Here is a 10846-nt window from a genome sequence, read left to right as displayed (position 1 = left end):
CGCGTGAACGTCCTCTACGCGATCCTCCGCGACCGACACGCCTACACACCACGGCCGCCTCTTCATCTCGTGGCTTGACGACAGCATTAGGCAGCTACCGCCGTCCGCGCGGCGAGCACCTGCGAGTAGTGGCCGATGAGCTGCTCGCCCACCGCCTCCCAGGTCCGCCCCTCGACGGCCGCGCGCCCTGCCCTGCCGTACGCGGCACGCAGCCCCGGATCGGCGGCGAGCGCCCAGACCGCGTCCCGTATGGCGAGGGCGTCCCCGGGCGGCACCAGGACTCCGGTGCGGCCGGGGACGACGAGGTCGAGGGGGCCGCCCGCCGCGGGGGCGACCACCGGCACGCCGCCGGCCATGGCCTCCTGCACGGTCTGGCAGAACGTCTCGTCGGGCCCGGTGTGCACGAAGAGGTCCAACGAGGCGAAGATCCGGGCGAGTTCGCTCCCGGTGCGTCGCCCCGTCAGGACGGCGCCCGGCAGCGCCGCCCGCACGGACCCCTCGCTCGGCCCGTCGCCGACGACGACCACCCGCACGCCCTCCAGGGAGCACACCCCGGCAAGGAGTTCGACCTGCTTCTCCGGAGCGAGCCGCCCCACGTAGCCGACGATCAGCTCGCCGTCCGGCGCGAGTTCGCGGCGTACGGCCTCGTCGCGCAGGCCGGGCCGGAACCGGGTGGTGTCCACACCGCGCGGCCACAGGCGCACCCGGGGCACCCCGTGTGCCACCAGATCGCGCCGGGCCGCCGACGAGGGGGCGAGGGTGCGGTCGGCCGCGGCGTGGACGGCACGGATGCGCCGCCAGGCGGTGGCCTCGCCCATCCCCATGTACGTACGCGCGTAACTGCCCAGATCCGTCTGGTAGACGGCGACGGCGGGAATCCCGAGGCGCGCGGCGGCCGCCATGCCGCGCGCGCCGAGGACGAACGGGCTGGCCAGGTGGACGATGTCGGCCCGGTGCGCGCTCAGCGCGGCCGACAGGCGCCGGCTGGGCAGCGCCACCCTGACCTGCGGATATCCGGGGAGGGGCAGGGAGGGGACACGGATGACGGGGCAGGGCGCACTGGCATCGGCTGCGGCGTCCGCCCCGGCCGCGGGGGCCGGGGCGATGACCAGGGGGTCGTGGCCGCGCGCGGTGAGCTGCCGGGCGGTCTGGAGGGCGCAGTGCGCCACGCCGTTGACGTCGGGAGGGAAGGATTCGGTGACGATGACGACACGCATACCCGTGTTGTCGTCGTGCGGGGCGTGGTCACGTCAACGTGGATCTTTCCTGGCGGGGAACGTCCCATGAGCGTTCCGCTCCGCAGGTCCCCCGCACACGCCCCGCCAGGGGGCGCGCCCTGCCGTGCGGCCGCCGGGCCGAGGGCTACACCTCGGCCGCGTCGGGGTCGATTCTGCTGCGTACCGCGGTCTGTACCTCGTCCTCCTCGGCGGGGTCCGCGGCGAGCCTTCTGAGCTGGGTGACCACGCGGGCGTCACCGGTCTCGGCGTGCCGTGCGGCGACTTCGCGGGTGGACTCCTCGCAGTCCCACAGGCATTCGACGGCGAATCCGGCGGCGAAGGAGGGGTCGGTGGCGGCGAGCGCGCGGGCGGCGCGGCCGCGCAGGTGGGAGGAGGCGGTCTCGCGGTAGACGTGGCGCAGGACGGGGGCCGCGCAGGCGATGCCGAGCCGTCCCGCTCCGTCGACGAGCGTCCAGAGGGTGGGTGCGTCCGGGCCTTCGCCGCGGACGGCTTCGCGGAGGGCGGCGAGGACGAGCTTGCTGTCCCGGGCGGCGCCCCTGCAGGCGAGCACCCGTCCGGCGGCGGCGCCGAGCACGTCGGGCCGCAGGGCCCAGCGGCGGGCCCGCTCCACGGCGGCGACGCTGTGCATCCGCTCGAATGCTTCGGCGGCGGCGTCCACGACGGCCCGTGACGTGTCCTGAACCGCGTACTCGATCAGGTCGAACACATCGGGATCGTGGATGTCCGCGAGGTAGCGCAGGGCTGTGCCGCGCGCCCCGTCGGAGCCGTTACGGGCGGCCTCGATGATCTCGGCGCGGTCGTCGGGCCCGGCGACGGCGCTCAGGCAGCGGGCCGCGGGCACGTGCAGGACCGCGCCGCGTTCGAGCCCTTCTTGCGCCCAGTCGAAGACTGCCTGGACGCTCCAGCCGGGTCGTGGCCCCGAGGGCCGCATCTGCCGCTGCCAGCGGTCGAAGGAGCCCTGCTCACGGGCGGACCGCACGCGGGCGCCGACGGCCTCGCGCGGATCCTCCTCCCACAGCCGCCAGGGCCTGGGTTCGTAGGCATCGCGCACGGTGGCGGCCAGTTCGGCCTCGCCCTCGGCGTCCGAGGGGAATCTGGCGAGCACGGGAACGGCCAGGGCACGCAGGCCCGCGTCGTCGTCCCGCAGCGCCAGTTCGTCCAGGGCCCAGGCCCAGTTGGCGCCGAACGCCGCATAGCGTCGCAGCAGTTCGAGGGCGTCGTGCCTGCCGTACGAGGCGAGGTGCCCCAGGACCGCGAGGGCGAGCCCCGTGCGGGAGTCGTCCGTGTTCAGGACGTCCTCGGGATCGAAGAGGTGCCGCTCGATCTCCTCGATGCCGCCGCGGAGATCGAGGTAGAGCCTGGCGTAGTAGAGGGAGCGGTTCTCGACCTGCCAGTCGTGGCGCGGGTCGTGGAGCACGCAGGTCTCGAGGGCGGCGAGCGCCTCGGACCGGGGTGCGGTGAGTGCGTGCAGCGTGCCGTCGCCGCGGCCCCGCTGCAGCAGGCCGAGCAGCGTACCGCTGGGCGCTATGACCGGATCGAACATGGGAAACAGCCTCACATCAAGCGTCGACGCAACCGGGAATCGTGAATTACCTGGCCGTGCGCCTACACGTCGGGCTGCCCGCCGTCTCTTGCTTGCTGTAGACCATCTTCCTCTGCCTCTCGTCGGTGGCCCGCATCGATCCGGACGGGAGGTCCGGGGGCGGGCCGCTCACGGTCCGCGCGGTGCGGCAACTCCTGCCCCGCCGTCGCGTCCGTGAATCACGTCGTCATGATGACCCAGCGGTTCTGCCCGCCGCGACCACATTTCCAGCGCCCCCGTTGTTGCTGGTCAGGTACCCCGCTCAGGCCGCCCCGAACAGGTCGAGCAGCTCCGTCTTGGCGAACATCCGGGCGGTGTCCACCGCCGACGGCGTGCCCGCGGCCGGATCCGCGCCGCCGTCGAGCAGCGCCCTGATCACGGCGTCCTCGCCCTTGAAGACGGCGCCCGCGAGCGGCGTCTGCCCCCGGTCGTTGGCACGGTTGGCGTCACCGCCCCGCTCCAGGAGGGCCCTGACCGCCTCGGCGTGGCCGTGGTAGGCGGCGAGCATGACGAGGGAGTCGCCGCTGTCGTTCGTGAGGTTCGCCGGAACCCCGGCGTCCACGTAGGCGGAGAGTGCCGCGGTGTCGCCCTGGCGCGCCAGATCGAAGATCTTGGTCGCGAGCTCCACGACTTCCGGGTCGGGGGCTTCACTCATGGACGGGACCGCCTTTCGACTGCGGGGTGACTCGTATCGGGGTTCGTACGGCGACCGGTGCGGCCGTACGAGTGAATCGACAGGGTACTGCCCGTCCGGGCACATGACGGAGTGCGCTCGCGGCAAAGATCACCAAGGCAACCGGACGACGTGCGGTCCCGCAGCCCGGGCGGCCCAGTGAGGCCCGCCATTCGAGTTAAATTCCGGAAAATTACCCCATTTGCACCTTTTATCGTATGGATGCATGCTGTGAACCTGGAACAACTCATGGTGACTGTCCCCACCAACCAGGAGAACCGTCATGATCCTTTCCATCTCGGGCGTCGTGCTGCTCGGCATCATCGTCTTCCTGTTCTTCCGCAAGGACGGGCTCAAGGCGTCCCATGCGGTGGTCTGCGCGCTCTTCGGCTTCTTCATGGCGGGCACCGCCATCGCCCCGAGCATCAAGGCAGGCAGCGCGAGCCTGGCGAGCCTGCTCGGCGGGATCAAGTTCTGACGCCTCCTGCTCCCTGCAGCACTTCGTCCGCACCATCTGGAGACTGACGTGGCCCGGCGCCCCCTCCCCCGCATCCTGAGCAACGGCACCGCCTCGATCGCCCGCAGCCGGGAGTTCGCCCGGTCGGCCGCCGACAGCGCCACCGACGTCCTCCACCCGCTGATCACGATCACTCGTGGACTGCGCCGCCTCGCGGGGGCCGGGCGGCGCAAGTGGGCCGACACCCCCAAGGACCGGCGGGGACCGCTGCTGTTCCTGGTGGCCTCCGTCGTCCTGGTCATCGCCCTCGTCCCGTTCGGTCCGCTGCTCGCCGCCATCTGCCTGATGGGGGCCGCCGCATGGACCGGCAGGGAACGCTCGGAGCCCGCGCCCACGGGTCCCGACGAGGCACAGACCCAGCGGCTGCAGTCCCTCTACGAAGCGCTCGTCCCGTACTTCTCCGTTCCCGAGGACCCCGCGCCGCTCTTCGCGCACGGCGGCGAGTGGGACAAGGCCCTCACGTCGTACGAGTTCGACGGCAACGGACGTGTCTCGCACCTGGTCATCAGCTACCCCGCGTACTTCACGGACGGCGAGGCCGAGTCACGCGCACGGATCGAGCAGCTCCTGCACGCGAAGTCGGGCCGCGGCCGTGAGTACCACTTCGACTGGGACGAAGAGGGCAACCAGCTCACGGTGAACGTCCTGCCCCCGCTGCCCACCGACATCGCGGCCCAGCGGTTCGTCACCGCCCCCGGAGAGACCGTGCTCGGCTTCACCGACCCCACCGGTGTCCAGCGCACCCTCCCCGTGACGGACGGCGACGAGCAGCGCGACGTACCCCCCGTCGTCTGGCGCACCGGCCCCCGCTCCACCGAACCGCATCTCCTGGTGATCGGCGAACCCGGCAGCGGCACCACGACCCTGCTGCGCTCCATCGCCCTGCAGGCCCTGCTCCAGGGCGACGTCCTGATCATCGAGGGCAGCGGCATCGGCGACTACGCGTGCCTGACCGGGCGCGAGGGCGTCCTGGCCATCGAGTGCGGTCTCGCCGGAGCCCTGGCGAGCCTGGAGTGGGCGGCGCACGAGACGGAGCGGCGCCTCATCTCCGCCAACCGTGCGCGCCAAGCGGGCCACCCCGCCCCGGACGACACCAAGCGCCCCCTGTGGATCCTCCTGGACCGCCCCAGCGTGCTCGGTCACCTGGCGGCGGCCGACGGGCGCAAGGACCCGCAGTCGCTGCTCCAGGTGCCGCTGCGGCACGGCAGGGCGGCGGGCGTCACGGTCGTCGTGGCCGACCAGTTCGACAGCCTGGACGCCCTGAGCGATCCCGTGCTCCAGCACACCCGCGCGCGCGTGGTCCTCGGCCCCACGACGCTCGACCAGGTCGAGGACATCCTCGGGGTGCCGCCCCGCACGACGCCCACGTCCGACGTCCCGCCCGGCCGCGGCTACGCCCGGCTCGGCACGGGTCAGGTGCACCGGCTCCAGGTGCCCGCGACGCCCGATCCCTACGACGACGCGACCAGCGAGGCGCACCGGCAGGCGGTGACGGACCTGCTGCCCGCACGGAGCACCCCTGACGAGGCCGGCACGGGCACCGGCACCGAGGCCGCCCCCGAAACCGAGACCGCCGGGTCCGACTCCGACACCGGCTCCGACACCACCGCCGACTCCGAGCCCGGCACCGCGGTGACGGAACCCCGCACGGCGCCGCAGCCCGTGCCCGCCGAGGGCTGACGCTCAGGCCACGAAGGCCCGCGGCGCCTCCACGCCCGCGGCCGCCCCGGTCTCCACGAGGCGCGCGGCCGCCGCGAGGCGCACCGCCGCTTCCTCCGCGACCGCGCCTCCCACGGTGAACGGCAGCCGGACATATCCCTCGAAGGCGCCGTCCACGCCGAAGCGCGGCCCGGACGGGACCCTGACCCCCACCCGCTCGCCCATCTCGGCGAGGCGGGAGCCGGAGAGGCCGCCGGCCCGTGCCCACAGGGTCAGTCCGCCGTTCGGCACCGCGAACTCCCATTCGGGCAGTTCGCGGCGGACGGCGGCGACCAGGGCATCACGGTTCTCGCGCGCCTGCTCCCTGCGCACCTGCACGGCCGACTCCCAGCCGCCGGTGCTCAGGAGCCAGTTCACCGCCAGCTGTTCCAGGACCGGTGTGCCCATGTCGGCGTACGCCCGTGCCGAGACCAGGCTGCGGATCACGTCGGGCGCGGCCCGCACCCAGCCGATGCGCATGCCCGCCCAGAAGGCCTTGCTGGCCGAGCCGACGGTGATGACGGTCGAGCCCGCCGGGTCGAAGCCGCAGACGGGGCGCGGCATGGTCAGGTCGTCGTCGAACTGCAGCTCGATCATCGTCTCGTCGACGACGACGACCGTCCCCGCCGAGCGCGCGGCATCGACGAGCTTGCGCCGCTGGTCCTCGTCGGCGAGCGCGCCCGTGGGGTTGTGGAAGTCCGCGACCACATAGGCGAGACGGGGTGCGGCATCGCGGAGCACCTGCCGCCAGCGGTCCATGTCCCAGCCGCCGAGCCCCTCGGACATGGCGACGGGAACCAGCCGGGCGCCCGTCTCGCGCATGAGCTGGAGGATGTTGGCGTACGAGGGGGACTCGACGGCGATGCGTTCGCCGCGCGGCGCGAACAGATGGCAGATGGCGTCGATGGCGCCCATCGCCCCGGTCGTGACCATGATCTGTTCGGGCATGGTCGGGATGCCCCGCGCGGTGTAGCGCTCGGCGAGCATCTGGCGCAGCGCGGGCAGACCGGCCGGGAAGTCGCCGTGGGTGTGCGCGTACGGAGGCAGTTCCTCCAGGGCGCCCTGCACGGCACGGGTCAGCCAGGGCTCCGGCGCGGGCAGCGCCGCGCAGCCCAGGTCGATCATGGAGCCGAGCGCCTCGGGCGGAAGCGGTTCGAGCCCGCGCGCGGGCAGCGGATTCCCGGCCGGGACGGCGGTCCAGCTGCCCGCTCCCCTGCGGGACTCCAGGAAGCCCTCGGTGCGCAGCGCCTCGTAGGCGGCGGCGACCGTGGTCCGGCTGACGGCGAGGGAGACGGCCAGTTCGCGCTCCGCGGGCAGGCGCGCGGCGACCGGGACGCGGCCTTCCAGGACGAGCATGCGGATGCCGTCGGCGAGTGCGCGGTAGGCGGGCGGGCGGCGCGTGCCGGGGCCCGCGGGGCGCGTCTGCTGAGAGGTGAGCAGTCGGGCGAGCTGCGTGGCGCCCACTGCCGAAGTCCACTGGGCCATGATTCCCAGTCCACCTTCCTGGAATTGGCCATGGTTGGCATCCTGTTGCAAGCCACAGAGTGTCATGTGCCAGGCCACATCACCAGCAGGGGGCGCACCATGTCCACACCGAAGCCACCGAAGCCGTTCACGCCGCGCCTCACCCGCAGACTGATCCAGCTGTACGTCGGTCTGGCGCTGTACGGCGCGAGCTCCGGGCTCCTCGTGGTGTCCGGTCTGGGCCTCGAACCGTGGAACGTGCTGCACCAGGGCCTCGCCGAGCTGACCGGGATGTCCATCGGCGTCGTCTCGATCTTCATCGGCGCCGCGGTGCTGCTCCTGTGGATCCCGCTGCGCCAGCGCCCCGGCCTCGGCACCGTGTCCAACGTCTTCGTGGTCGGCCTCGCGATGGACGGCACGCTCGCCCTGATGCCGGACGTGCACGCGCTCGGCGCCCGCATTCCGCTCCTCGTGGCGGGGATCGTTCTCAACGGGCTGGCCACCGGGCTCTACATCGCGGCGAGGTTCGGTCCCGGACCGCGGGACGGCCTGATGACGGGCCTGCACCAGCGCACCGGCCACTCGGTCCGGCTGATGCGGACACTGGTCGAGGTGGCGGTGGTCGCCACCGGGTTCGCCTTCGGCGGCACGGTGGGCGTGGGAACGGTTTTCTACGCCCTGGCGATCGGCCCGCTCGCCCAGTTCTTCCTGCGCTTCTTCGCCGTCCCCGCTCCATCGGGGAGCAGCACCGTGGCTGCCGGGGGTCAACCGGCGCAGGCGATACTGCAGCGGTGACCACGCGCGTACGCCATCCCTACCTCGACCATCCGGGACCGCTCCCCTTCGCCCACCGGGGCGGGGCGGCGGACGGCCTGGAGAACACCGCCGCCGCGTTCCGGCGCGCGGTCGGCCTGGGGTACCGCTACATCGAGACGGACGTGCACGCCACGTCCGACGGCCGCCTCGTGGCCTTCCACGACGCGACGCTCGACCGGGTGACGGACACGGCCGGGCAGATCGCCGACCTCCCCTGGAGCGCCGTGCGGCACGCGCGCGTGGCGGGCAGCGAGCCGGTGCCCCTCTTCGAAGACCTCCTCGAATCCTTCCCCGACGTCCGCTGGAACGTGGACGTCAAGGCCGAGCCCGCCCTGCTCCCGCTCCTGGACCTGCTGCGCCGCACCGGCGCCTGGGACCGGGTGTGCGTCGGGTCGTTCTCCGAGGCCCGGGTGGCACGGGCCCAGCGGCTCGCGGGCCCGCGCCTGGCCACCTCGTACGGCACGCGGGGCGTGGCGGCCCTGCGGCTGGGCTCGTTCGGCGTCCCCGCCGCCGTGCGCCGCTCCGCGGTGTGCGCACAGGTGCCCGAGACGCATGCCGGCATCCGGGTGGTGGACCGGCGCTTCGTCCGCGCGGCCCACGCGCGCGGGCTGCAGGTGCACGTCTGGACGGTCAATGACGCGGAACGCATGACCGCTCTTCTCGACCTCGGTGTAGATGGCATCATCTCTGATCACATCGAGACGCTGCGCGAAGTGCTGAAGGACCGGGGAGCCTGGGCCTGACCGCCTCCGGGGCGGCAGCGGACCACGGGGACCAGCGAGGGGGCACGGGTGGGCACCGACACCGTGCGGGCAACACCACCGGCCGACGAGAGCGTCGCGCGGCGCCGGCGCGAGCAGCACGGTTGGTACATGTACGACTGGGCGTGCTCGGTCTATTCGACGAGCGTCCTGACCGTGTTCCTCGGCCCGTATCTGACACAGATCGCGAAGTCGGCCGCGGACGGCGACGGATACGTCCGCCCGCTGGGCATACCGATCAGCGCCGGGTCCTTCTTCGCGTACGCGGTGTCGGCCTCGGTGATCCTGTCGGTCTTCGTCATGCCGCTCGCCGGCGCCGCCGCCGACCGCACCGGCCGCAAGAAGCCGCTGCTCGCGGTGGCCGCCTATCTGGGGGCCGCGGCGACGGCCGGGATGTTCTTCCTGGACGGCGACCGCTATCTCCTCGGCGGCTTCCTGCTGATCGTCGCCAACGCCTCGCTCGCCGTCTCGATGGTGCTCTACAACTCCTATCTGCCCCAGATCGCGCCTCCCGAGGAGCGTGACGCGGTCTCCTCGCGCGGCTGGGCGTTCGGTTACGCGTCGGGTGCGCTCGTCCTGGTGGCGAACCTGGCCCTCTTCCTGGCCCACGACACCTTCGGTGTGTCGGAGTCGACGGCCGTGCGCATCTGCCTGGCGTCGGCGGGCGTGTGGTGGGGCGCCTTCTCGCTCGTGCCGCTGCGGCGGCTGCGCGATCGCGGGGTGGCGGCTTCTCAGTCGTCCCGGCCGTCGGCGCGCGGCTGGCGACAGCTGGCGGCGACCGTGCGCGACATGCGCCGCCACCCGCACACGCTGTCCTTCCTGCTCGCCTATCTCGTCTACAACGACGGCGTCCAGACGGTGATCTCCCAGGCGTCCGTCTACGGTTCCGAAGAGCTCGGCCTCGACCAGTCCACGCTGATCGTGGCGGTCCTCCTCGTACAGGTGCTCGCGGTGGCGGGTGCGCTCGCCATGGGGCGCCTCGCCCGGACGTACGGCGCCAAGCGCACCATCCTCGGGTCGCTCGTCGCGTGGACGGTGACGATCGGGGCCGGGTTCTTCCTGCCCGCGGGCGCGCCGGTGTGGTTCTTCGTCCTCGCGGCGGGGATCGGTCTGGTGCTCGGGGGTTCCCAGGCGCTCTCGCGTTCCCTGTTCTCGCATCTGGTGCCCGCGGGCAAGGAGGCCGAGTACTTCTCCGCGTACGAGATCAGCGACCGCGGCATGGCCTGGCTCGGGCCGCTGATCTTCGGCCTGACCTACCAGCTCACGGGGAGCTACCGCGACGCGATCCTCTCGCTCGTGGCCTTCTTCGTGATCGGTTTCGTGCTGCTCGCGCGGGTACCCGTACGGCGCGCGATCCGCGACGCGGGAAATCCCGTACCCGCCAGGATTTAGCAACTGAAGCCAAAGGGCGGTAGTGTACGCGTTTGGCTTACCAGGCGGACCGTTACTGCGCGCTGAAGATTCAGAAACGCAGGGTGACATCCTCTGTCAGATGTGACATACCGGGCGCTGGTGGGTACAACAAGGGGCGGCATACGACGGCGACGCATGACCCTTAACGGGAATCTTTACCGCCGACCGGACGTTGACCGGATGACGACGACAGCGACACCTGTCCTGTGGGCGACAAGCCCGGGAGGCACGATTCATGAGTGAGCGAGCTCTTCGCGGCACGCGCCTCGTGGTGACCAGCTACGAGACCGACCGCGGCATCGACTTGGCTCCGCGCCAGGCCGTGGAGTACGCATGCCAGAACGGACATCGTTTTGAGATGCCCTTCTCGGTAGAGGCGGAAATCCCGCCGGAGTGGGAGTGCAAGGTCTGCGGGGCCCAGGCACTCCTCGTTGACGGCGATGGACCTGAGGAGAAGAAGGGGAAGCCTGCGCGTACGCACTGGGACATGCTCATGGAGCGCCGTACTCGAGAGGAACTCGAGGAGGTCCTGGAGGAGCGCCTCGCGGTTCTCCGTTCAGGAGCCATGAACATCGCGGTGCATCCGCGGGACAGCCGCAAGTCCGCCTGACGGCGAGCTTGACCAACAGGGCTGACTGAACAAACACCGCACACGAAGGCCGGGGCCACTGCTGAGCAGTGGCC

At 72.0% G+C, this 10846-nt stretch carries 10 protein-coding genes; 6 read left to right on the top strand and 4 right to left on the bottom strand.

The window, feature by feature from the left end:
* Nucleotides 1–86 precede the first annotated feature (86 nt).
* From ACWFR3_RS45590 to ACWFR3_RS45580, 3 genes are all read right to left on the bottom strand, one after another.
* Nucleotides 87–1217 carry a glycosyltransferase family 4 protein gene (locus ACWFR3_RS45590; protein ID WP_453740622.1) on the bottom strand — a complete coding sequence of 377 codons (1131 nt, stop codon included), beginning with the start codon at nucleotides 1215–1217 and terminating at the stop codon, nucleotides 87–89.
* 145 nt (nucleotides 1218–1362) lie between these two features.
* The gene (locus ACWFR3_RS45585; RefSeq protein ID WP_453740621.1) at nucleotides 1363–2781 is read right to left on the bottom strand and encodes a HEAT repeat domain-containing protein; all 1419 of its coding nucleotides are present in this window, start codon (nucleotides 2779–2781) and stop codon (nucleotides 1363–1365) included.
* A gap of 301 nt (nucleotides 2782–3082) precedes the next feature.
* Nucleotides 3083–3475 carry an ankyrin repeat domain-containing protein gene (locus ACWFR3_RS45580; RefSeq protein ID WP_453740620.1) on the bottom strand — a complete coding sequence of 131 codons (393 nt, stop codon included), beginning with the start codon at nucleotides 3473–3475 and terminating at the stop codon, nucleotides 3083–3085.
* 301 nt (nucleotides 3476–3776) lie between these two features.
* Between ACWFR3_RS45580 and ACWFR3_RS45575 the strand changes: the two genes are divergently transcribed.
* Both ACWFR3_RS45575 and ACWFR3_RS45570 read left to right on the top strand, forming a co-directional pair.
* Nucleotides 3777–3971: a hypothetical protein gene (locus ACWFR3_RS45575; RefSeq protein WP_160503705.1), complete on the top strand. Its 195-nt coding sequence runs from the start codon at nucleotides 3777–3779 to the stop codon at nucleotides 3969–3971.
* Between the two features lie 48 nt (nucleotides 3972–4019).
* A complete protein-coding gene (locus ACWFR3_RS45570; protein WP_453740619.1) occupies nucleotides 4020–5690 on the top strand; it encodes a hypothetical protein in 1671 nt (556 codons plus the stop codon).
* 3 nt (nucleotides 5691–5693) lie between these two features.
* Here ACWFR3_RS45570 and ACWFR3_RS45565 read toward each other — a convergent pair whose 3' ends face one another.
* Nucleotides 5694–7193: an SCO1417 family MocR-like transcription factor gene (locus ACWFR3_RS45565; RefSeq protein ID WP_453740618.1), complete on the bottom strand. Its 1500-nt coding sequence runs from the start codon at nucleotides 7191–7193 to the stop codon at nucleotides 5694–5696.
* Nucleotides 7194–7292: 99 nt separating this feature from the next.
* Between ACWFR3_RS45565 and yczE the strand changes: the two genes are divergently transcribed.
* The 4 genes from yczE to ACWFR3_RS45545 all read left to right on the top strand — a co-directional run bounded on the left by yczE (nucleotide 7293) and on the right by ACWFR3_RS45545 (nucleotide 10772).
* Nucleotides 7293–7967 (top strand): membrane protein YczE, encoded by a 675-nt coding sequence (gene yczE, locus ACWFR3_RS45560; protein ID WP_453740617.1) that lies wholly within the window; start codon nucleotides 7293–7295, stop codon nucleotides 7965–7967.
* The gene (locus ACWFR3_RS45555; protein ID WP_453740616.1) at nucleotides 7964–8731 is read left to right on the top strand and encodes a glycerophosphodiester phosphodiesterase; all 768 of its coding nucleotides are present in this window, start codon (nucleotides 7964–7966) and stop codon (nucleotides 8729–8731) included. Before yczE ends, ACWFR3_RS45555 begins: the two co-directional genes overlap by 4 nt.
* A 48-nt stretch (nucleotides 8732–8779) precedes the next feature.
* Complete coding sequence (locus ACWFR3_RS45550; RefSeq protein ID WP_453740615.1) at nucleotides 8780–10141, top strand: MFS transporter; 1362 nt, start codon at nucleotides 8780–8782, stop codon at nucleotides 10139–10141.
* 256 nt (nucleotides 10142–10397) lie between these two features.
* The gene (locus ACWFR3_RS45545; RefSeq protein ID WP_030360404.1) at nucleotides 10398–10772 is read left to right on the top strand and encodes an RNA polymerase-binding protein RbpA; all 375 of its coding nucleotides are present in this window, start codon (nucleotides 10398–10400) and stop codon (nucleotides 10770–10772) included.
* Nucleotides 10773–10846: the final 74 nt, after the last annotated feature.

The organism is Streptomyces sp. NPDC055189, from assembly GCF_053606765.1.
This window is presented reverse-complemented; position numbering and strand designations above follow the sequence as displayed.

Bases quoted from the DNA above. Each gene is read 5' to 3' on its own strand.
- ACWFR3_RS45575 (WP_160503705.1), top strand. From the start codon at position 3,777: ATGATCCTTTCCATCTCGGGCGTCGTGCTGCTCGGCATCATCGTCTTC.
- yczE (WP_453740617.1), top strand. From the start codon at position 7,293: ATGTCCACACCGAAGCCACCGAAGCCGTTCACGCCGCGCCTCACCCGC.
- ACWFR3_RS45590 (WP_453740622.1), bottom strand. From the start codon at position 1,217: ATGCGTGTCGTCATCGTCACCGAATCCTTCCCTCCCGACGTCAACGGC.
- ACWFR3_RS45545 (WP_030360404.1), top strand. From the start codon at position 10,398: ATGAGTGAGCGAGCTCTTCGCGGCACGCGCCTCGTGGTGACCAGCTAC.
- ACWFR3_RS45585 (WP_453740621.1), bottom strand. From the start codon at position 2,781: ATGTTCGATCCGGTCATAGCGCCCAGCGGTACGCTGCTCGGCCTGCTG.
- ACWFR3_RS45580 (WP_453740620.1), bottom strand. From the start codon at position 3,475: ATGAGTGAAGCCCCCGACCCGGAAGTCGTGGAGCTCGCGACCAAGATC.
- ACWFR3_RS45565 (WP_453740618.1), bottom strand. From the start codon at position 7,193: ATGGCCCAGTGGACTTCGGCAGTGGGCGCCACGCAGCTCGCCCGACTG.